The following is a 19,947-nucleotide window of genomic DNA, read 5'->3' on the forward strand; positions in this document are numbered from 1 at the left end:
GCAGCCAGCCTTGGAAAGGCCCGATCATGAGCGCTTCCAACCTCACCGCCCGTCATTCGGTCCCGGCGCTGCGCGCCCGCAAGGGGGGCGAGCCCATTGTCTGCCTGACCGCCTACACCGCCCCGGTAGCCCGCCTGCTCGACCCGCATGTCGACATCCTGCTGGTCGGCAATTCGCTGGGCATGGTGGTCTATGGGCTGGACAGCACGCTTCCGGTAACGCTCGACATGATGATCGCCCATGGCGCCGCCGTGGTGCGCGCGTCGGAGCGCGCCTGCGTCGTCGTCGACCTGCCCTTCGGCAGCTATCAGGAAAGCAAGGAGGCGGCCTTCCGCGCCTCCGCCCGCGTGATGGCGGAGACCGGCGCCCAGGCGGTCAAGCTGGAAGGCGGCATCGAGATGGCCGAGACGGTCGCCTTCCTGACCGCCCGCGGCATCCCGGTGATGGGGCATGTCGGTCTGACGCCGCAATCCGTAAACACGCTGGGCGGCTACAAGGCGGTCGGCCGCGACGCCGAGGCAGCGGAGCGGATCGCCGACGACGCCCGCGCCATCGCCGAGGCCGGCGCCTTCACCCTGGTGATCGAAGGCACGATGGAGCCGCTGGCCCGCCGCATCACCGAAGAGGTGGCGATCCCCACCATCGGCATCGGCGGCTCGCCGGCCTGCGACGGTCAGGTCCTGGTCACCGACGACATGCTGGGGCTGTTCGGCGCCTTCCAGCCGAAATTCGTCAAGCGCTACGCCAATCTGGGCGAGACGGTCGGCGAAGCCGCCGCGACCTACGCCGCCGAGGTGCGGGCCCGTTCCTTCCCCGGACCGGAGCATTGCTTCGGGATGAAGAAGGCGGCAGCGGTGTAACGCCCTCTTCCACACTTTCGTTCTTTCTACGTTCCAGGCGATCCGGTACAGTCCGGCCGTCATGGATGCATCCCCCCTGCCTTGATCCCGCCCAACGTCGCCGCGTGGTTCCGGTCGCGCGGCTGGGCACCCCACCCGCATCAGGTCGCGATGGTGGAGGCAGCGGAACGGGGCGAAAGCGCGCTGCTGATCGCACCGACCGGCGGCGGCAAGACGCTGGCCGGTTTCCTGCCCTCGCTGATCGAACTGGCGGAACGGCCGCGCGAGGGGCTGCACACCCTCTACATCTCGCCGCTGAAGGCGCTGGCGGTCGACATCCAGCGCAATCTGGAACAGCCGATCGCCGAGATGCGGCTGCCGATCCGGGCGGAGAACCGCACCGGCGATACGCCGGAGGCCAAGCGCCGGCGCCAGCGCACCCATCCGCCGCACATGCTGATGACGACGCCGGAAAGCTTGGCGCTGCTGCTGTCCTACACCGACGCCGACAAGCTTTTCCGCACTCTGCGCTGCGTCATCGTCGACGAGCTGCATGCGCTGGCAGGATCCAAGCGCGGCGACCTGCTGGCGCTCGGTCTGGCCCGGCTGTCGCGGCTCGCCCCCGCCGCCCGCCGCGTCGGGCTGTCCGCCACGGTGTCTGAACCGGAACGGCTGCTGGCCTGGCTGTCGCGCCGCGGCCGGCATGACGGAAGCGACTCCGACGACGTGCGCCTCGTCCTCGGCCGCAGCGGCGCCCAGGCGGAGGTCGAGATCCTGACCTCGCAGGAACGGGTGCCGTGGGCCGGCCACATGGCGATGCATGCCATGAAGGAAATCTACGAGCGCGTCCGCCGCCAGCGCACCACCCTGCTGTTCGTCAACACCCGCGCCCAGGCCGAGCTGGTGTTCCAGGCGCTGTGGCGGGTCAACGACGACAATCTGCCCATCGCGCTCCACCACGGCTCGCTGGCGGTGGAGCAGCGCCGCAAGGTCGAGGGCGCCATGGCGCGCGGTGAGCTGCGGGCGGTTGTCGCCACCTCCTCGCTCGATCTCGGCATCGATTGGGCGGCGGTCGATCTCGTGGTACAGATCGGCGCGCCGAAGGGGTCGAGCCGGCTGGTCCAGCGCATCGGCCGCGCCAACCACCGGCTGGACGAGCCGAGCCGCGCCCTGCTGGTCCCCGCCAACCGCTTCGAGGTGCTGGAATGCCGCGCCGCGCTGGAGGCGGTGCACGACCACACGCTGGACGGCGAGGCGCCGCGGCCGGGCGGGCTCGACGTGCTGTCCCAGCATCTGCTCGGCATGGCCTGCGCCGCCCCCTTCCTGCCCGACGAGCTGTATGAGGAGGTGGTCTCCGCCGCCCCCTATGCCGCAATGACGCGCGACGAGTTCGACGACGTGCTGGATTTCGTCACCACCGGCGGTTACGCGCTCGGCGCCTATGACCGGTTCCAGCGTTTGAAGCTGCGCGAGGACGGCCGGATGGCGGTGGCCGGCCCGGCGGTGGCGCGGCAATACCGCATGAATGTCGGCACCATCACCCAGGAGGCGCTGCTGCGCGTCCGCCTGAACCGCGGCCCGGTGCTGGGCGAGGTGGAGGAGTATTTCATTCAGGGCCTGACGCCCGGCGACACCTTCCTGTTCGCCGGTCAGCTGTTGAAATTCCTCGGCGTGCGCGAAATGGAGGCCCAGGTCGCCAAGGGCGGCACCGGCGATCCGAAGGTTCCCGCCTATGCCGGCGGGCGGCTGCCGCTGTCCACCCATCTGGCCGAGCGCGTGCGCGCGATGCTGGCCGATCCGCGCCAGTGGGACGGGCTGCCGGAGGATGTGCAGGAATGGCTGCGGCTTCAGCGCCACCGCTCGGTCCTGCCCAACCGCGACGGGCTGCTGGTCGAAACCTTCCCCAAGGCGGGAAAGCAATTCCTGGTCGCCTACGCCTTCGAGGGACGGAATGCGCACCAGACGCTGGGCATGCTGCTGACCCGGCGGATGGAAAGGGTCGGGCTGGGGCCGCTGGGCTTCGTCGCCACCGACTATGTGCTGGCGGTGTGGTCGCTGCGCTCGCCAACCGACATGGACGCGCTGTTCGACCAGGACATGCTGGGCGACGATCTGGAAGCCTGGATGGACGAATCGTCGATGCTGCGGCGGACCTTCCGCAATGTGGCGCTGATCGCCGGAGTGATCGACCGTCGCCATCCGGGACAGGAGAAGACCGGGCGGCAGGTCACCTTCTCCTCCGACCTGATCTATGACGTGCTGCGCAAGCACGACCCCGGCCATGTGCTGCTGCGGGCGACGCGGGCCGATGCGGCCGGCGGGCTGACCGACATCCGCCGCCTGTCCGATTTCCTGGCGCGGGTGCGCGGGCGTATCACCCACAAGAACCTCGACCGCATCTCTCCCCTGGCGGTGCCGGTGATCCTGGAGATCGGCCGCGAGCGGGTGGACGGCAGCGCCACCGATGAGCTGCTCGCCGCCGCCGAGGCCGAACTGCTGGCCGAGGCGATGCCGGAACTGGCTCCGCCGCGGCCTGCGAAATTGGAAACGCGGCGCCCGCAGCAGGGACGGTTGTCGTTGTGACGCCGCCCCATGCCGACCGCAGGTTACTTGCGCAGTTCCGGCTCCACGCCCGGTTCGCCGCTGAACTCGACAAGAATGGTCTCGTCGCGGACGATGAACTGGCAGGCCAGACGGTAGGGCGGCGGACGATGGGCGTTCTCGGCCGCCTCCAACAGGTCCCGGTTCAGCTTGCCGTTGACGGACAGGGTAACTTTCTCCTTTTCGGTCAGATCGATGGCCATCGGAGTCTTCCCGTCGAGATAGGTCACCTTGACGAGGCAGGATCCGCACTCGCCGTCCTGGCACTGGAACGGGATCGGGATGTCGTGCTTCTTCGCCAGCGCCAGCAGAGTGCCGGTGTCGCCGGCGACCGCGTAGACGGTCATGTCCTTGGGCAGCGTCAGGCCGGTGAACGTCACTGTGGCCATGGGTATCCTCCGGGTATGGTTGTGATCCGCCATGCCTCCACGGCGGCGGCCCGTCCGGCTGCAAACATCATGCCCACAACTTTTCCATGGATATTGGCCGATTCCGATGATCGCCGGTAAACGAATGTTGTCAGCTTCCCCCCAAACTCTTGGCTCCGGCTGTCAGGGCGATGACAGCCGCGCCGCACTGACCTTCCTCAGCGCCGAACTGCTGGCCGATCCGTCTGGCGCGCTGCTGTGGCCGGCGGAGGGCATTCTCGCCGTCGCCGACCTGCATCTGGAAAAGGGATCCGCCTTTGCCGCGCGCGGACGGATGCTGCCGCCCTACGACACGCGGGCGACGCTGGACCGGCTGGCCGGGCTGATCGCGACTGCGCGGCCGGCGCGCGTGCTGTGCCTGGGCGACAGCTTTCACGACCGCAGGGCCGCGGAGCGGATGGACGCGGCGGACGTTGCACGGCTGCGCGCCCTGACCGATTCCGTCGCCGACTGGGTGTGGATCACCGGCAACCACGATCCCGAACCGCCGCAGGGCTTCGGCGGCCGGGTGGTGGAAGAGCTGTCCATCGGCCCGCTGACCTTCCGGCACGAGGCCGAGCCGGGCGCCGTCGGCGAGTTGTCGGGCCACCTGCATCCGGCCGCCGCGGTGGCGCTCGCCGGGAGGCGGGTGCGCGAGCGCTGCTTCGCCCATGACGGGGCCAAGCTGATCCTGCCGGCCTTCGGCAGCTTCACCGGCGGGCTGAACGTGCTGGACGCCGCCTTCGACGGGCTGCTGGCGCCGGGGTTCGAGGTACTGATGACGGCGCGCGGCCGGGTCTACCGCTTCCCCTGCGCCCGTTTGTCGCCGGACCGCGCGCGCTGACTCGGCCGAATGCTCTGGCCGAAGCGTGAGCGCAGCCTATATCGGGTGGTCCGGAGACATCCAACCGAGCGCTGTGCATGTCCGCCTCTCCCATCATCGTCTGGTTCCGCAACGACCTGCGCCTTGCCGACAACCCGGCGCTGACCGCCGCCGCCCAGGCTTCCACCGAGCGCGGCGCGCCGGTCATCCCGCTCTACATCCTGGAAGAGGAGACCGGCGACCCCTGGCCGCTGGGCGGAGCACAGCGCTGGTGGCTGCACGGCAGCCTGGAACGGCTCGCCACCTGCTGCGCCCGCCACGGCTCGCCGCTGGTGCTGCGCCGGGGCGAGCCGGGGGCGGTGCTGGAAACGCTGATCGCGGAAACCGGGGCGGAGTGCGTGCTATGGAACCGCCGCTACGCCCCCGCCCAGACCGCCCGCGATGCGGCGATCAAGGAGCGGCTGAAGGCACGCGGTGTCGATGCCCGCAGCTTCAACGCCGGACTGCTGGCCGAACCCTGGACCGTCAAGAACAAGAGCGGCGGCCCGTTCAAGGTCTTCACCCCCTTCTGGCGCCACCTCTCCGCCACACTCGACCCGCCGCTGCCGACCCGCGCCCCCGCTGCGCTGACAGCGCCGAAATCCGCACCGGCCAGCGACGCGCTCGAAAGCTGGGCCCTGTTGCCGGCCAAGCCCGATTGGGCCGCCGGCCTGCGCAAGCGCTGGGTGCCGGGGGAGACGGCCGCGCGGTCGCGGCTGGCCGATTTCCTCGACGGGCCGGTCGGGGTGTATGGGACGGAGCGTGATCGGCCGGACCATCCCGGCACCTCGGCCCTGTCGCCCTATCTGGCCTTCGGGGAGATCGGGCCGCGGCAGGTCTGGCACGCCGCCCGCCATGCCGCCGACGCCCGGCCGGAGCTGGCGCCCGGAGTCGAAGTCTTCCTGCGCGAAATCGGCTGGCGCGAATTCCAGCATCATCTGCTTCACCATGCGCCGGAGCTTCCCGACAGCCCGCTCGACCGCCGCTTCGCCGACTTCCCCTGGCGCGAGGACGCTGCCGGCCTGCGGGCCTGGCAGCGCGGGCGCACCGGCTATCCCATCGTCGATGCCGGCATGCGCCAGCTGTGGGAGACCGGCTGGATGCACAACCGGGTGCGGATGATCGTCGCCTCCTTCCTGATCAAGGACCTGCTGCTGCCCTGGCAGGAGGGCGAGCGCTGGTTCTGGGACACGCTGGTCGATGGCGACCTGGCCCAGAATGCCGGCAACTGGCAGTGGGTGGCCGGCTGCGGCGCCGATGCCTCTCCGTTCTTCCGCGTCTTCAATCCGGTCCTGCAGGGCGAGAAGTTCGACCCCCAGGGCGATTACGTCCGCCGCTATGTGCCAGAACTTGACCGGCTGCCGCCGCGCTGGATCCACCAGCCCTGGGCGGCACCGACCGAGGTTCTGCGGCAGGCCGGCGTCAAGCTGGGCGACGATTACCCGCACGCGATCCTCGACCATGCCGTTGCGCGCGACCGGGCGCTGGCCCTCTACAACGAGCGCAAGGGCAAGGCGGAGACGGAGGATTGACGGGCAATCTTCATCGAACGGTCACCGGCACGCCCGCAAACGGTCACGCCGGCCCGTTATCGTGCCAACAGCGGCCCGGTGCGGCCGCCCTGCCCGTCCCAAATGGGCCAGCGAGAAGGACGTCGACCCCTGCCCCGCGGTCGTGCCACGTCCCGGCTCTTGAAAAAGACGGCCCCAAGAAAAACAATCGCCACTCGGCAAGGCGGTCCCTCCCCCGGGGCCGCCTTTTCCCTTGGCCGGGTTGCAACGGCCGACAGGGTGTTATAAAGTAACACCCATGTCCGCGCTTCACGACCACACCCACTGCATCGCCGATGCCCTGACCCGTGCCGACGCGCTGTGCGCGGAGCGGGGGGCGCGGCTGACCGCGCTGCGCCGCCGCGTGCTGGAGCTGGTGTGGTCCAGCCACCGGCCGCGCGGCGCCTATGCGATCCTGGAGGATCTCAGCCAGCAGGAGGGCAAGGCGGCCGCACCGCTGACCGTCTACCGCGCGCTGGAGTTCCTGGTCGAACAGGGGCTGGTACACCGCATCGAATCGCTGAACGCCTATGTCGGCTGCGCCGCACCGGGGGATGTCCATTCCGGGCAGTTCCTAGTGTGCGAGGCCTGCGGCGACGCCGCCGAGATCGACGATCCGGGTGTCGGCGCCGCCATCGACGCCGCGGCGGCCGGGCGCGGCTTCCGTGTCCAGCGCCCCACCGTCGAGGTGCGCGGCCTGTGCAAATCCTGTCAGGAGAATCCCCGTTGAGCGCTCCCGCCGCCCCTCCCGCCCGTCTTCCCGTCTCGGTGCTGACCGGCTTCCTCGGCAGCGGCAAGACCACGCTGCTCCAGGCGCTGCTGCGCAACCCGGCCATGGCCCGCACCGCCATCGTCATCAATGAGTTCGGCGAGGTCGGGCTGGACCATCTGCTGATCGCCAAGGCGTCGGAGAACATGGTGCTGATGGACAGCGGCTGCCTGTGCTGCACCATCCGCGGCGATCTGGTCGACACGCTGCGCGACCTGTTCCTGAAGCGGGTGAAAGGGGAGATCCCCGATTTCGACCGGGTGGTGGTGGAGACGACCGGCCTCGCCGACCCGGCCCCGATCATCCACACCCTGATGTCGGACCCGCTGCTGGCCGCCCGCTTCCGCCTGGACGGCGTCATCGCCACGGTCGATGCGGCGCACGGCTCGCTCCAGCTCGACCGTCAGCCGGAAAGCGTGAAGCAGGCCGCCGTCGCCGACCGCATCGTGCTGACCAAGACCGACGTCGCCACCCCGGCGGCGACCGTCGCGCTGATGCAGCGCCTCGCCGCCATCAACCCGGCCGCCCCGGTCATTCCCGCCGCCCATGGCGACATCGATCCGGCCAAGCTGTTCGATGCCGGTCTCTACAATCCGGAGACCAAGAGCCCCGACGTCGCCCGCTGGCTGCGCGAGGAGGCCTATCGCGACGAGCAGGCCAAGGCGCATGAGCATCATCATAGGCATCACGACCACGGGCACGAGCATCACGACCATGATCACCACGGGCATGATCACGATCACGACCATGGCGACCATTGCGATCCCGATTGCGGCCATGAGCATCATCACCACGACGCCAACCGCCATGACGACCACATCCGCGCCTTCTGCATGGTGATCGACCGGCCGATTCCCTGGAACGGCTTCGTCGACTTCATGGAGGCGCTGATCGCCCAGGCCGGCGAGAACCTGCTGCGGGTGAAGGGCCTGCTGAACGTTCAGGAAAGCGAGCTGCCCGTGGTCGTCCACGGCGTCCAGCACATGTTCCACCCGCCGGTCCGCCTGGAGGATTGGCCCAGCGACGACCACCGCACCAAGCTGGTCTTCATCACCCGCGACGTCGGCCAGACGGTGATCGAACCGCTGTTCAACGGTCTGGTCTGGGGCGAAGGGAAAGAGGGATAAGGTCGAAGGCGGGGCGCCACACCCGCCGCAGGTTTGGCGCCCGCTCCCTCTTCTACCGCCCCACCACCCGGCGCAGCGGGCTGTCGCCGGCGGCCCACACGCCGCGATCCACCGCCTTGGCCCCCTCGAACACCAGCCAGCTCTGCCGTCCGTAATGCGGCAACGGCCGGAGCAGCGCACGCAGGGCCTCGGCATCGGCTCCCGACACCACCAGAGCCGTCCGCCCGTCCGCCGCACGCGACACCCACACCCTGGCACTGCCGCGCCCGGCCAGTTCCGCCGGCACCGGCGCCAGCCCGCGCCGCGCCAGTTCCCGCGCCACCGCCGCGTCGGTCCCCACCAGCAGCAGCGGTGCAGCCTTCTTGTCGCCGCTCTCCCGGCCCGTAGCGTCCATCAGACGGCCAGCCAGCGCCCGCGCCGCCTCCGCCGCGTCACCATCCGCAACGATCACCCGCTCGGCACCCGGGCGAAGGGTGACGTCGCGCAGGATCGGCGGCGCTTCCCCCGGCGCCAGACGGCGGAACAGGTCGAAATCGGGGTCGACCGACACAGCCTTTACCGCCGCCTTGGCAGGCAGCCGCAGTGTAACCTGCCGGCCGTCGAGGCGGACGCTATGGTCCTCCACCCCGGCCGCGGTCTCCAGCCGCACCGGCACCGCCAGGGCATAGGGCGCGTCGGCCTCCTGCCGCAGGGTCAGCAGCACGCCGTCGCCGTCGGCGCGGACATCCGCCAGGGTCAGCATCGGCGCACCCCGCCGCTCCACCCATTGGCCGAACAGCCCGCCGAGGTCGCGGCCGGACGCCGCCTCGAAAGACCGGCGCAGGTCGGACCAGCCGGCAGCGCGGAAGGCGAAGCCGCTCCAGAATTTGTGGATGCCGGCGTCGAAGGCGTCGCGGCCGATCTCCGTCTCCAGCATGTGGAACAGCATCGCCGCCTTGCCGTAGCGGACGATCTGCGAGGCATCGTGCGTCTTGGACTGGAAGTCGGTCAGCGGCCGGTCGCGCTCGGCCGGCAGGGCGGCATAGTCGCGCAGCCAGTCGAGCCGCATCGCCCGCGCCGCGTCGCTGCCGCGCGCCTGGGCCGCCGCATAGTCGGCCATGTAGGTGGTCAGCCCCTCCGCCCAATTGCCGCCCTCGCCCACCCGGACACCGTTCCCCCACCAGTTGTGCATGATCTCGTGGGTCAGCGACTGGCTGCGGATGAAGGGCAGCGGCAGCACGGCGCGGCCAATGGCGGTCAGGCCAGGAAAGCCCAGCCCGACCGGCGGCGGAACCGAGACGATGCTGAATCCGTCGAAGGGATAGGCACCGATGCGCGCCGCCCAGGCCGCAATCGCCTGCTCCGACAGTTCGAGATAGCCGTCGGCCAGCCCGGCCTGCTCTGGATGGCGGTAGAGCCGCAGGCGCAAGGCCCCTGCCCTCCGCTCCTCCACCGTCCAGGCCCCGGCGAACACGGAGGGCTCCTCGACGCTGCGCTCCTCCGTGAACACCGCGCGGTAGCCGCCGGCCTCACTCACCTCCTCCACCAGCCGGCCGGTGGCGACCGCGACATAGGGAGACGGAACCCGCACCGACAGGCGCCAGCTCGGTGGCTCGTCAGTGGCCGAGGCCGGATCGGGCAGCCAGCCGCCCTGCCCCGGCAGGAAGGCGCCCTCGCCATCCAGCGCCAGCCCGGTGCCGGCGGCGAAGCCCGGCAGCCGCCCGCCATAGCGGATCGTTACCGCCTCCGCCCCTTCCGGCACCACCAGCCGCAGGCGGTCGCCGCGACGGTCCACCGGAACCGGCCTGCCGCCCGCCCGCACCTCCTGCACCGTCAGGGCCGGGTCCAGCCGCAGGGACTGGGCTCCGGCCGGCAGGGTCAACCGGTCCACCGCCTCCATCCGTCCGGCGGCAGGATCGAGCATCAGCTCGATGTCGTGATGCAGCGGAGCGGCACCGGCCGGGGCGACCATGCCCAGGCACAGCATCGCTCCCACGAAGGCCAGAGCCGGGATGCGGACATTCGTCATGCCCATGAAGATGGTCGCCCGGACAGCGGAGCGCCAGCGCGACGTCACGCCACGCTGATGCCATCCGCCGCGGTAAACGGCCGGATCACCCCGGAACGCCACGCACCCGGTCATACAGCTTCGACAGCCGGGCGTCGCAGATGCCAAGCTCCTTCAAATGCTCGACCGTGTTGGCGAGGTAATCGATGTTGGGGCCGCGCTGGCCGCAGCAGTCGGCGATGCGGCAGACAACCGACGCCTCGTCCAGACCGCGGCAATATTGCGGATGGCCGCGGTCGACGATGAAGCAGCAGGCGCTGACCGAGTCCAGCCCCTGCGCCGCCCCCTGCGCCGGCCGGCTGTCGCGCAGCCGCACCCGCAGCATCTTCGGCAGATAGACCCGGTTGTCCATCTCCCGCTCCCACAAATAATCCAACGTGGCCGGCACATCGGTTGCCGCCACCCGGAAGACGATGCCTCGGCAGGAGCCGCCGCGGTCCAGCCCCAGCACCAGCCCCGGCCGCTCCGGCGTCCCCCGGTAGCGGTGGGAGGCGACGCAGAAGCTGCGGTGGTATCCCGGCAGGGTCGCCGCATGCCGCTCCACGAAGGGGAAACCGGGGTTCCACATCAGCGAGCCATAGCCGAAGACCCACAGGTCGGCACCAGGCTCGACGGCGATGTCGTGCGTCCAGGCGGGATGCGGAAGCGAGGAGTCGGGGGCCATTGAGGGTCGCTGAGGAAGATCGCTGGGAAAATGCGCAGGGAAAGACAGAACCGAATCGGCAGCCACCGAGCCTAGCATGCGGGTTCCGGGGTCGCTATAACGGTACGGAGATGGAACGGACATGCCACCGATGCAACCCAACGCGCTTTCTGCCACGCCCCGCCGCCTGCTGACCGGCCGCCGGATCGCGACCATCCTCGTGCTGATGATGGTGCTGCTGCCGGCCGTCGCCTATTCGCTGTGGTGGTGGCAGGCGGCCCGCACCGTGCGCGACGGGCTGGAGAACTGGGTCGCCGACCAGCGCGCCAACGGCGCGGTGGTGGAGCATGGCGGACTGACCGTCCACGGCTTCCCCTTCACCCTGCGGGCGGAACTGGACAAGCCCCACCTCGCCACACGCGGCGCCGAGTGGCAGGGCGCGCGTCTGGTGGCGGAGGCCGCCCCATGGAACCCCACCCGCATCGCGCTGACCTTTCCCGGCGAACATCGCCTGTCGGTCGTCCAGCCCGGCCAGCCGCCGGTCGACATCCTGGCTCCGAATGGCGGAAACGGCGACCTGACCATGCGGATGTCGGGCACGCTGGAACGGCTCGCCCTGCGCTTCACCGGCCTGACCGCACAGGTCGCGGGTCAGACGGTACCGGTCGCCGCACTGGACGTCGGCGCCGCCCAACCGGAGCAGCCGCCGGCCGAACGCGGCATCGCCGGCCTGACCCTGACCCTGACCGCCGACGGGCTGACCCTGCCGGACGGCATGCCGCCGAACCTGGGGCGCGAGGTGAAGCGGACCGAGCTGACCCTGCGGGTCATGGGAACCCCGCCGCGGCCGGAGCCGGCCAGCCTGTCGGCCTGGAGCCGCGACGGCGGCACGGTCGAGGTCGACCGGCTGGCGCTGGACTGGGGGCCGCTGGCGGCTGTCCTGTCGGGCACGCTGGCGCTGGACGCCCAGTTGCAGCCGCAGGCGGCGCTGACCGCGGAGATCCGCGGCGCTCCTGCGATTCTCGACGCGGTGAAGCCGATGATGCGCCCGAACGAGGCGGCCATCGCCAGGACCGTGCTGACCATGCTGGCCCGTCCGACCGGCCCGAACGGCGAGCCGGTGGTCACCGCCCCGGTCACCGTGCAGGACCGGTCCCTGTTCGTTGGGCCGCTGCGTGTCGCCGCCCTGCCCAAGCTCGTCTGGTGACAAAAACGGGGCAGACCCTGTCCGAACGGCGGAAATGCAACACCTGCCGGGACGCATGACGGTTCCGTGACCGGGGCATCTTGTTTCACACGGCGCATCGGGTCAAATTGACGCAGTCCTTGTCGCGGCTGCCATGGTGCGTCGGTCGATGTGTCGGTTTCTTGCCTATTGCGGCGAGCCCGTGTTCCTGGAAACGCTGGTCTGCACGCCCTGTCATTCCCTGATCGAACAGTCGATGCACGCCGCGGAGGCGAAGACCGAGACCAACGGCGACGGTTTCGGCGTCGGCTGGTACAGCGAGCGGACCGAGCCCGGCCGCTATTGCGAGATCCGCCCGGCCTGGTCGGACGAGAATCTGCAATCGATCTGCAGCCATGTCCGCTCCCACCTGTTCTTCGCCCATGTGCGGGCGGCGACCGGCACCGCGGTCAGCCGGGCCAACTGCCACCCCTTCAAGGCCGGGCGCTTCCTGTTCATGCACAATGGGCAGGTCGGCGACTGGCCGCGCCTGCGCCGCCGGGTCGAGGCGATGATCCCGGACGAGCTGTACAGCACCCGCACCGGCACCACCGACAGCGAGGCGATCTTCCTCGCCGCGCTCGGCCAGGGATTGGAGCGGGATTCGGTCGGCGCCTTCCAGCGCGTGCTGCACGCCATCCGCGACGAGATGCGGGCGCTGGACATCACCGCTCCCCTGCGCTTCACCGCAACCTGGACCGACGGCGACCGGGTGTGGGCGGTGCGCTGGGCGTCCGACGACAAGCCGCCGAGCCTCTATTGGCGCCGCGGCGAGAACGGGCTGGTCGTGGTGTCGGAACCGGTCGATTCCCAGCGCGACCAGTGGCGCCCGGTACCGCCCAGCGGCGGGCTGGTGGCACGCGTCGGCGCCGCGCCGGAGATGTTCACCTTTCATTGAGCAGCCAGGATCGGGGAGGGAAGCGTCCGGCTCTCTCCCCTTCCCTTACAGCAGCCGGTCCTTCGGCAGCAGGATCGTCACCGCCGTCCCGCGGCCCGACACGCTGTCCAGTTCCACCCCGCCGCCATGCAGCTCGGCGAAGCGCCGCACGATGGGCAGGCCGAGCCCAACCCCTTCATGCTGGCGCACCAGAGAGCGTTCGGCCTGGGTGAAGGGGTTGAAGATGCGGCCCATCAGTTCGGTGGGGATGCCCGGCCCGTCGTCGCGCACGGTCAGCCCGACAAACTCGCCACGATCCTCCACCGTCACCGCGACATGGCCGCCGGACTGGGTGAACTTCACCGCATTGTCCAGCAGGTTCAGCACCATCTCGCGCAGCCGCCGGCGGTCGATGCGCATGCGGAAGGACGGACAGGGCTGGACGGTCAGCGACAGCTGCTTGCCCACAGCCTTCGGCGCCAGCATGTCGGCGCAGCCGGCCAGCAGTTGCGGGATGTTGACGTCGCTCTCCTGGATCTCGATGGAGCCGGTGGAGCCGCGCGTGTAATCGAGGATGTTGTTGACCATGGTCAGCAGCGAGCGGCCGCTTTCCTCGATCAGCTTCACATATTCTAAATAATCGGGATGGCCCAGCTTGCCCATCCCCTCGGCCGCCAGCACGTCGGCGAAGCCGATGATGGAGTTGAGCGGGGTGCGCAACTCGTGGCTCATCACCGCCAGGAAGTCCAGCTTGGCGCGGTCGGCCTTGCGCGCCGCCTCCAGCGCGTCCGACAGCTCCGCGGTGCGTTCCGACACCCGGTGTTCAAGCTCGCGGTTCTGTTCGGCGGCGCGGCGGTAGAGCTTGCGGATCTCCACCATGTTGCGGACACGGTGCAGCAGTTCCCAGGCGATGAAGGGTTTGGTCAGAAAATCGTTGGCGCCCAGTTCCAGCGACTTGCGCCGGGTTTCCTGATCGGTCTGGGCGGTCAGCACCAGGATCGGCACGTAATCGTCGCCGAAGACCGGCTTCAGCCGCTCCATCAGGTCGAAGCCGCTCATGTGCGGCATGCGGATGTCGATCAGCAGCAGGTCGAACGGTTCCGCCGCGCAGAGGTCGGGAACCTTGCGCGGGTCGGTCTCGCCGCGGACCCGGCTGTACCCGTCATGGCTGAGGATTTCCCGCAGGAGTTCGACGTTGGACGGGTTGTCGTCCACGATCAGGATGCTCGCGTCCTTGACCTGCTGGGCGAGCGCCGGGTCGATCTGGCTCCTGTTCATCGGAGCATGCACCTTTGAACCGTCCGCATAGGCAATCAATTTTGCTTCTGAACGGATCGAATGCAATGGAAATGAGCGGACACCGTCAAAGGCCGCCGCTCAGGCGCGCTTTTCCCAACCGCCCCGGTCGGTCTGCTGCCAATAGGTCAGGCTGTGGCCGGCTGCCTTGCAGGCCTTCCAGCGCTGGCGGGCGGCCAGCACCGCCTCCTCGTCGTTGCCGTCGAACAGGTCGCAGACGAGGTCGTAGCCATCCATCCGGTCGCTGACGCAGCCATCCACCGTGACCAGCACGGTGGCGCTGTTCGGATTCTCGTCGGTGTCGGTCAGCCACACCGGCTGGCGCTCGGCGAAGCCGTCACGCGCAGCCCCGTGCGGCAGGAAGGAGCCGGGATCGTAGGTCCACAGATGCTGGTTCAGCATGTCCACCCGCTCGGCCGAGCCGGCCAGCACGACGGCACGCCAGTTCCGCTCAAGAACCTTCTCCAGGATCTTGGGCAGCGCCTGTTCCATCGTGCGCCGTTGCAGGTGGTAGAAGCGGACTTCGGTCATGGCCCCTTCACGCACGCATCAAGCCTTTGCCATCAGGCTTCGTGGAAGTCGGCCACGAAGCGGTCGAGCAACCGCACGCCGAAGGCCGACGCGCCCTTCGGAACGGTAGCGCCGTCCTTCTTCGCCCAGGCCACGCCGGCGATGTCGATGTGCGCCCACGGCGTGTCGTTGACGAAGCGCTTCAGGAACTGCGCGCCGACGATGCTGCCGGCGCCGCCGCCCGAACCGGTGTTCTTCATGTCGGCGGCCGGCGACTCGATCTCCTTGTCATAGGCGTCGTTCATCGGCATGCGCCACACCGGCTGGCCCACCTTCAGGCCGGCGGCCGTCAGGTTCATGGCAAGATCGTCGTTGTTGCAGAACAGGCCGGCATGCTCGTGGCCGAGCGCCACGATGATGGCGCCGGTCAGGGTGGCGAGGTCGACCATCAGCTTGGGCTTGTAGACGTCCTGCGCGTACCACAAGCAGTCGGCCAGCACCAGGCGGCCTTCGGCGTCGGTGTTGATGACCTCGATGGTCTGGCCCGACGCCGAGGTGACGATGTCGCCCGGACGCTGCGCGGTGCCGGACGGCATGTTCTCGACCAGCCCGACGATGCCGACGGCGTTGACCTTCGCCTTGCGGGCGGCCAGCGCGTACATGGTGCCGATCACGGTGGCGGAACCGCCCATGTCCCACTTCATGTCTTCCATGCCGGCCGCACCCTTGATCGAGATGCCGCCGCTGTCGAAAGTCACTCCCTTGCCGATGAAGGCGACCGGACGCTTGTCGTCGGCCTCCGGGTTGCCGTTCCAGCGCATGACGACCACGCGCGGCTCGCAGGCGCTGCCCTGGGCAACGCCCAGCAGGGCGCCCATGCCGAGCTTGCGCAGCTTCTTCTGGTCGAGGATCTCGACTTCGACGCCGAACTGTTCCAGCTCCTTCGTCTTCTCGGCGAGGCTTTCCGGATAGATGACGTTGGCCGGCTCCGACACCAGATCGCGGGTGAAGCGGATGGCGTCGGCCAGCGTATCCAGCTTCTTGAAGGCCGACTTGGCCGCACCGTCGTCCTCGACCAGCAGCGTCAGCCTGCGCAGGCTGGGCTTCGGCTCCTTCTTGTCGGACTTCTTGTCGTTGGTGCGGTACTTGTCGAACTTGTAGGAGCGCAGCTGCGCGCCGAAGGCGATCTCGGCCGCGGCGGATGCCGGCGACAGGGCGGTCCCCTCCGGCAGCTCGACCAGCAGGGCGGCCTCGTCGGCGGCCTTGTCGAGCTGCACGGCGATGGCGCCGCCGGCGGACTGGAGAACCAGATCGGTCAGGTCGGCGTCCTTGCCGATGCCGACCAGCAGGATGCGGTCAAGCTCGGTCCCGGCCGGGGCGAGCAGCGTCAGCGTCTCGTCCTTCTTGCCGTTGAAGCGGGCGGCGGCCATGGCGCGGGCCAGCGCCCCGCCGGTCTTCTGATCCAGCTCGCGCCCGATCGGGCCGAGGCTGCGGTCGGCGGCGACGGTCACGGCCAGCACGCCGGAGGCCGGCAGGGACAGCTTGGCGAAGGAGAACTTCATCTGGTCCTCTTGAGGGGTTGGGCGAACGCGCCCGGATTGTCTCAACGGCGGAAAGCCTACCCCACCGATAAGGAGCGCGCCACCCCGGCTGTCAAGGGTGGGAGGGGGGAGACGCCCCCTCCCCCTCGCTCACGCATCGATCGCCTTGCCCAGCTCGACCGGATCGACCTCGCCCTGCTCGATGCCGACGTCCGAAACGCTCTCCTCCGACACCGTCTCCTCGGCGCGACGTTCCAGCACGGCGGCGAAGAAGCCGTCGGTGTCGTGCTTGGCCGGTGTCAGCCGCAGGTACGGACCGTCGACCGGCGGCGGCGCGCCGGCCTCCTCCTCCGCCCAGACCTCGGCGACCGGCTTGACGATGAAGTCGTGGTGGGTCTGCAGGAAGGCTTCGACCTGCGCCTCGTTCTCGTCATGCAGCATGGAGCAGGTGGCGTAGATCAGCCGCCCGCCCGGCTTCACCAGACGCGCCGCGCTGTCGAGGATGTTGGCCTGAAGCGGCAGCAGCTGCTCCAGCCCCGGACCCAGCTGGCGCCAGCGGGCGTCGGGGTTGCGGCGCCAGGTGCCGGTGCCGGAGCACGGCGCATCGACCAGCACGCGGTCGAACTTGCGCTTGTGGCGCTTCACCCAGGGATCGCGCTCGCTGGTCAGCGGATGCGCCTCGATGTTGTGCAGGCCGGCGCGGCGGAACCGCTCGGCGGCGCGCTTCAGGCGCTTGTCCAGCACGTCGCAGGCGACGACGCGGCCCTTGTTCTTCATCAGCGCGGCAACGGCCAGCGTCTTGCCACCGGCCCCGGCGCAGAAATCCACCACCTGATGGCCGGGCTTGGGCGCCACCGCCAGTGCCACCAGCTGCGAGCCCTCGTCCTGGATCTCGACCAAGCCGTCCTTGAAGGCATCGACGCTGCCGAGCGGCGGACGGCCCTTCACCCGCAGGCCCAGCGGCGACCATTGCGTGGTTTCCGCCGTGATCTGCGCCTTGGCCAGCGCCTTGATGGCACTCTGCTGGTTGGCCTTCAGCGGGTTGATGCGCAGGTCGAGCGGAGCCGCCTCCAGCAGCTTCTCCATCTCGACCCCGAAGCGGTCGCCCAGCGAGGCGCGCATCGGCGCTTCCGCCCACTCCGGACATTCCACCCGCACCGTCTCCGGCATGTCGGGATGTTCCATCGTGTGGCTTTCCAGCTTGCCGACCATCGCCAGTTCGTCGTCGGTCAGGCGGGCCGGGGCGAACTTGCCGCCACTGAACATCTCCAGCACGACGCCGGCGTTGCGGTTCTCCTCCAGCAGCAGATAGGCCAGGACGCGGGCGCGCGGAGTGGGGCGCTCGTAGCCGCCGCGCTCGATCCACCAGCCGAGCCGGGCATGGCGGCGCAGGATCGCGTAGGCCATCTGGGCGATGGCGGTACGGTCCTTCGAGCCGATGTAGCGGCGGTTGCGGAAATAGGCGCTCATCACCGCGTCGGCGGGGCGAGGGGTCTCGTCGATCTCGGTCAGCAGATCGATGACCGCCTGGAGGCGGGCGGCGGGTGTCATGGCGTCTGGTCCCTTGGGGTGTCACATGGCGGCGAACAGGACCGGCCGCCCGCATGTTCCCCCTTGCGAGTGGGGGACGGGATGCAAATCGCGGACGGTCCTTCACGTATGGGCTGTCGATACCGCGTTTGCCGCGTTCTGTCACGTCCTGCCGCCGCGCGGCAGCTCCGCTTGGCCCCCGAGCGGCTCTGTCGCGCCCACGCCCGTGACAAGCAGACGCGACCTATCCGAAAGTGCAGGTTGGGGATTGACGACTCGGGGTAACCACCGGCACAAACAATCGGGTGATGTGACCTTGTCGTGACCGGACCGCCAGGGCGGGAGACCGGTCGGAGGTCTTCGACGGACAGATCGGATGCTGGTGGCGGAGTGCGCGATGGCGGCTGCGGCTGGGGTGACGTGTGCGCGTGACGTGAGGAAAGCCGCCGGCCGCGGCCTGCGGATGGCGCTGATCGGAGGGCTGCTGGCGACACTGGCGGCCTGCGCCGGCACCGCCCCGACGGTGGACGGGCAGCGGCGGACCGCCCAGCGCCCGACCTGGGATCAGGTCTCGCCCGATTTCCGCCACCTCGCCGGCTGGATCGACGACGACCACGCCCAGGCGGTCCCCGCGGTGCAGCGGACCTGCGGCTGGGTGAAGAACCAGCCGCCGGGCAAGTCGCTGGGGCAGTTGCGCGCCGCCGGCACCACCGACGATTGGCGCGCCATCTGCGCCGCCGCCCGCGACCTGCCCCCCGGCGACAGCGAGGCGGCGCGCCGCTTCTTCGAGACCTTCTTCACTCCCCGCGACGTCAGCAACGGCGAGAACGGCCTCTTCACCGGCTATTACGAGATCGAGCTGCGCGGCAGCTGGACCCGGACCGAGCGCTACAACGTCCCGCTCTACCGCATGCCGGCCCGCGGCAAGAACGGCATGCCCAGCCGCGCCCGCATCGACAACGGCGCCTTGAAGGGCAAGGGCCTGGAACTGATGTGGGTGGACGACCCGGTCGACGCCTTCTTCCTGGAAATCCAGGGTTCCGGCCGGGCGATCATGGCCGACGGCTCGGTGGTCGGCATCCATTACGCCGGCCAGAACGGTCACAGCTATTACCCGATCGGCCGCCATATCATCGACATCGGCGACGCCACGCCGGAACAGATGTCCTTGCAGACGATCCGGCGCTGGCTGAAGGACCATCCGGCCGAGGCCCAGCGGGTGATGAACCTCAACCCCTCCTACGTCTTCTTCAAGGTGAAGCCCGAGGTTGGCGCCCGCGGCGCCCGCAACATGGAGCTGACCCCCGGCCGCAGCCTTGCGGTGGATGCCGAGCATATCCCGCTGGGCGTGCCGCTGTGGCTGGAGGTGCGCGACGCCCCGGTTCCGGGCGGCGCCATCAACCGGCTGGTGATGGCGCAGGACACCGGCGGCGCCATCAAGGGGCCCGTGCGCGGCGACCTGTTCTGGGGCCACGGCCCGCAGGCGGAGGAAGGGGCCGGCGTGATGAAGGCGCGCGGTCACTACACCATGCTGGCGCCGCGCAACCTGTCGGTCGAGACCGCCCAACGGAAATGACCGCAGAGGACCGCATCCGGCTGGAACGGCTGACCGCCCTGCCCGACCGTGGGGCGGCCCTGGCGGCATTGGAGGAAATCTTCTTCGCCTCCACCACCCGGACGGAGTTCGCGTCCGCTGCCGAGCGCGCCGCCTTCCTCGCCACCTGGACCGGCTGGTTCGTGGATGAGGCACCGCAGGACATCTGGATGGCGGTGGCGGCCGACGGACAGGTCGTCGGCTACCTCACCGGCTGCAAGGACAGCGCCGGCTCGGTCGAACTGGCCCGGCGCATCCCGAAATACGAGGTCTTCGCCGATCATTTCGCCGCCTACCCCGCCCATCTTCACGTCAATGTCCGGCCGGGATGGCGGGAACATGGGCTGGGGCGGCGGCTGGTCGACCGGTTTGCCGAGGATTGCCGGGACGACGGCCTGCCCGGCGTCCATCTGGTCACCGCCGTCTTCGCCCGCAATGTCGAGTTCTACCAGCGCGCCGGCTTCACCGACGCCTGCCAGCGCGGCCCCCTGCTGTTCCTCGGCCGCCGCCTCAACACCTGACTTCCGCG

Annotated in this window: 17 protein-coding genes; 10 read left to right on the forward strand and 7 right to left on the reverse strand. The window is 69.5% G+C overall.

What is annotated here, in order from left to right; genetic code table 11:
* Positions 1 to 26: 26 nt before the first annotated feature.
* Positions 27 to 860: a 3-methyl-2-oxobutanoate hydroxymethyltransferase gene (gene panB, locus ACWPN8_RS10870; protein ID WP_492240775.1), complete on the forward strand. Its 834-nt coding sequence runs from the start codon at positions 27 to 29 to the stop codon at positions 858 to 860.
* A gap of 81 nt (positions 861 to 941) precedes the next feature.
* A complete protein-coding gene (locus ACWPN8_RS10875; RefSeq protein ID WP_492240776.1) occupies positions 942 to 3,422 on the forward strand; it encodes a ligase-associated DNA damage response DEXH box helicase in 2,481 nt (826 codons plus the stop codon).
* 23 nt (positions 3,423 to 3,445) lie between these two features.
* On the opposite strand, the gene ACWPN8_RS10880 is transcribed toward ACWPN8_RS10875, so the two are convergent.
* Positions 3,446 to 3,829, reverse strand: coding sequence for a 2Fe-2S iron-sulfur cluster-binding protein (locus ACWPN8_RS10880; RefSeq protein WP_109449190.1), 384 nt, complete (start codon positions 3,827 to 3,829; stop codon positions 3,446 to 3,448).
* Positions 3,830 to 3,953: 124 nt separating this feature from the next.
* On the opposite strand from ACWPN8_RS10880, the gene pdeM reads away from it, so the two are divergent.
* From pdeM to ACWPN8_RS10900, 4 genes are all read left to right on the forward strand, one after another.
* Positions 3,954 to 4,691: a ligase-associated DNA damage response endonuclease PdeM gene (gene pdeM, locus ACWPN8_RS10885; protein ID WP_492240777.1), complete on the forward strand. Its 738-nt coding sequence runs from the start codon at positions 3,954 to 3,956 to the stop codon at positions 4,689 to 4,691.
* 77 nt (positions 4,692 to 4,768) lie between these two features.
* Positions 4,769 to 6,241 (forward strand): cryptochrome/photolyase family protein, encoded by a 1,473-nt coding sequence (locus ACWPN8_RS10890; protein ID WP_492240778.1) that lies wholly within the window; start codon positions 4,769 to 4,771, stop codon positions 6,239 to 6,241.
* Between the two features lie 277 nt (positions 6,242 to 6,518).
* Positions 6,519 to 6,989, forward strand: a complete 471-nt coding sequence (locus tag ACWPN8_RS10895; RefSeq protein ID WP_098739505.1) for a Fur family transcriptional regulator — start codon at positions 6,519 to 6,521, stop codon at positions 6,987 to 6,989.
* Entirely contained in the window at positions 6,959 to 8,155 is a 1,197-nt protein-coding gene (locus tag ACWPN8_RS10900; protein ID WP_492240779.1) for a CobW family GTP-binding protein, read from the forward strand. The genes ACWPN8_RS10895 and ACWPN8_RS10900 overlap by 31 nt, the downstream gene beginning before the upstream one ends.
* Before the next feature lie 52 nt (positions 8,156 to 8,207).
* Here the strand turns inward: ACWPN8_RS10900 and ACWPN8_RS10905 are convergent, their stop codons facing one another.
* Both ACWPN8_RS10905 and ACWPN8_RS10910 read right to left on the reverse strand, forming a co-directional pair.
* Positions 8,208 to 10,211: a M1 family metallopeptidase gene (locus tag ACWPN8_RS10905; protein WP_492240780.1), complete on the reverse strand. Its 2,004-nt coding sequence runs from the start codon at positions 10,209 to 10,211 to the stop codon at positions 8,208 to 8,210.
* 37 nt (positions 10,212 to 10,248) lie between these two features.
* Positions 10,249 to 10,866 carry a gamma-glutamylcyclotransferase gene (locus ACWPN8_RS10910; RefSeq protein ID WP_492240781.1) on the reverse strand — a complete coding sequence of 206 codons (618 nt, stop codon included), beginning with the start codon at positions 10,864 to 10,866 and terminating at the stop codon, positions 10,249 to 10,251.
* Between the two features lie 121 nt (positions 10,867 to 10,987).
* On the opposite strand from ACWPN8_RS10910, the gene ACWPN8_RS10915 reads away from it, so the two are divergent.
* Together ACWPN8_RS10915 and ACWPN8_RS10920 are read left to right on the forward strand one after the other, a co-directional pair.
* Positions 10,988 to 12,052: a DUF2125 domain-containing protein gene (locus tag ACWPN8_RS10915; protein WP_109449180.1), complete on the forward strand. Its 1,065-nt coding sequence runs from the start codon at positions 10,988 to 10,990 to the stop codon at positions 12,050 to 12,052.
* A gap of 148 nt (positions 12,053 to 12,200) precedes the next feature.
* The gene (locus ACWPN8_RS10920; RefSeq protein WP_109449178.1) at positions 12,201 to 12,968 is read left to right on the forward strand and encodes a class II glutamine amidotransferase; all 768 of its coding nucleotides are present in this window, start codon (positions 12,201 to 12,203) and stop codon (positions 12,966 to 12,968) included.
* Positions 12,969 to 13,013: 45 nt separating this feature from the next.
* Here ACWPN8_RS10920 and ACWPN8_RS10925 read toward each other — a convergent pair whose 3' ends face one another.
* The 4 genes from ACWPN8_RS10925 to ACWPN8_RS10940 all read right to left on the reverse strand — a co-directional run bounded on the left by ACWPN8_RS10925 (position 13,014) and on the right by ACWPN8_RS10940 (position 17,845).
* Positions 13,014 to 14,225, reverse strand: a complete 1,212-nt coding sequence (locus tag ACWPN8_RS10925; RefSeq protein ID WP_109449176.1) for an ATP-binding response regulator — start codon at positions 14,223 to 14,225, stop codon at positions 13,014 to 13,016.
* A 99-nt stretch (positions 14,226 to 14,324) separates the two neighbouring features.
* On the reverse strand, positions 14,325 to 14,774 hold the full coding sequence (locus ACWPN8_RS10930) for a DNA polymerase III subunit chi (protein WP_455178465.1): 450 nt from the start codon (positions 14,772 to 14,774) through the stop codon (positions 14,325 to 14,327).
* Positions 14,775 to 14,806: 32 nt separating this feature from the next.
* Positions 14,807 to 16,315 carry a leucyl aminopeptidase gene (locus ACWPN8_RS10935; protein ID WP_492240782.1) on the reverse strand — a complete coding sequence of 503 codons (1,509 nt, stop codon included), beginning with the start codon at positions 16,313 to 16,315 and terminating at the stop codon, positions 14,807 to 14,809.
* A 129-nt stretch (positions 16,316 to 16,444) separates the two neighbouring features.
* Entirely contained in the window at positions 16,445 to 17,845 is a 1,401-nt protein-coding gene (locus tag ACWPN8_RS10940; RefSeq protein WP_492240783.1) for an RsmB/NOP family class I SAM-dependent RNA methyltransferase, read from the reverse strand.
* Positions 17,846 to 18,221: 376 nt separating this feature from the next.
* On the opposite strand from ACWPN8_RS10940, the gene mltA reads away from it, so the two are divergent.
* Together mltA and ACWPN8_RS10950 are read left to right on the forward strand one after the other, a co-directional pair.
* Positions 18,222 to 19,400 (forward strand): murein transglycosylase A, encoded by a 1,179-nt coding sequence (gene mltA / locus ACWPN8_RS10945; protein ID WP_492240784.1) that lies wholly within the window; start codon positions 18,222 to 18,224, stop codon positions 19,398 to 19,400.
* Positions 19,397 to 19,939, forward strand: coding sequence for a GNAT family N-acetyltransferase (locus tag ACWPN8_RS10950; protein ID WP_109449166.1), 543 nt, complete (start codon positions 19,397 to 19,399; stop codon positions 19,937 to 19,939). Before mltA ends, ACWPN8_RS10950 begins: the two co-directional genes overlap by 4 nt.
* The last annotated feature ends 8 nt before the right edge of the window (positions 19,940 to 19,947 follow it).

The sequence above is a fragment of the Azospirillum sp. UENF 112521 genome (genome assembly GCF_058780665.1).

What these genes read in the sequence shown, in the direction of transcription:
- mltA (WP_492240784.1), top strand. Translation starts at nt 18,222, where the DNA reads ATGGCGGCTGCGGCTGGGGTGACGTGTGCGCGTGACGTGAGGAAAGCC.
- ACWPN8_RS10940 (WP_492240783.1), bottom strand. Translation starts at nt 17,845, where the DNA reads ATGACACCCGCCGCCCGCCTCCAGGCGGTCATCGATCTGCTGACCGAG.
- ACWPN8_RS10935 (WP_492240782.1), bottom strand. Translation starts at nt 16,315, where the DNA reads ATGAAGTTCTCCTTCGCCAAGCTGTCCCTGCCGGCCTCCGGCGTGCTG.
- ACWPN8_RS10915 (WP_109449180.1), top strand. Translation starts at nt 10,988, where the DNA reads ATGCCACCGATGCAACCCAACGCGCTTTCTGCCACGCCCCGCCGCCTG.
- ACWPN8_RS10950 (WP_109449166.1), top strand. Translation starts at nt 19,397, where the DNA reads ATGACCGCAGAGGACCGCATCCGGCTGGAACGGCTGACCGCCCTGCCC.
- ACWPN8_RS10930 (WP_455178465.1), bottom strand. Translation starts at nt 14,774, where the DNA reads ATGACCGAAGTCCGCTTCTACCACCTGCAACGGCGCACGATGGAACAG.
- panB (WP_492240775.1), top strand. Translation starts at nt 27, where the DNA reads ATGAGCGCTTCCAACCTCACCGCCCGTCATTCGGTCCCGGCGCTGCGC.
- ACWPN8_RS10890 (WP_492240778.1), top strand. Translation starts at nt 4,769, where the DNA reads ATGTCCGCCTCTCCCATCATCGTCTGGTTCCGCAACGACCTGCGCCTT.
- ACWPN8_RS10925 (WP_109449176.1), bottom strand. Translation starts at nt 14,225, where the DNA reads ATGAACAGGAGCCAGATCGACCCGGCGCTCGCCCAGCAGGTCAAGGAC.
- pdeM (WP_492240777.1), top strand. Translation starts at nt 3,954, where the DNA reads ATGTTGTCAGCTTCCCCCCAAACTCTTGGCTCCGGCTGTCAGGGCGAT.
- ACWPN8_RS10880 (WP_109449190.1), bottom strand. Translation starts at nt 3,829, where the DNA reads ATGGCCACAGTGACGTTCACCGGCCTGACGCTGCCCAAGGACATGACC.
- ACWPN8_RS10910 (WP_492240781.1), bottom strand. Translation starts at nt 10,866, where the DNA reads ATGGCCCCCGACTCCTCGCTTCCGCATCCCGCCTGGACGCACGACATC.
- ACWPN8_RS10920 (WP_109449178.1), top strand. Translation starts at nt 12,201, where the DNA reads ATGTGTCGGTTTCTTGCCTATTGCGGCGAGCCCGTGTTCCTGGAAACG.
- ACWPN8_RS10895 (WP_098739505.1), top strand. Translation starts at nt 6,519, where the DNA reads ATGTCCGCGCTTCACGACCACACCCACTGCATCGCCGATGCCCTGACC.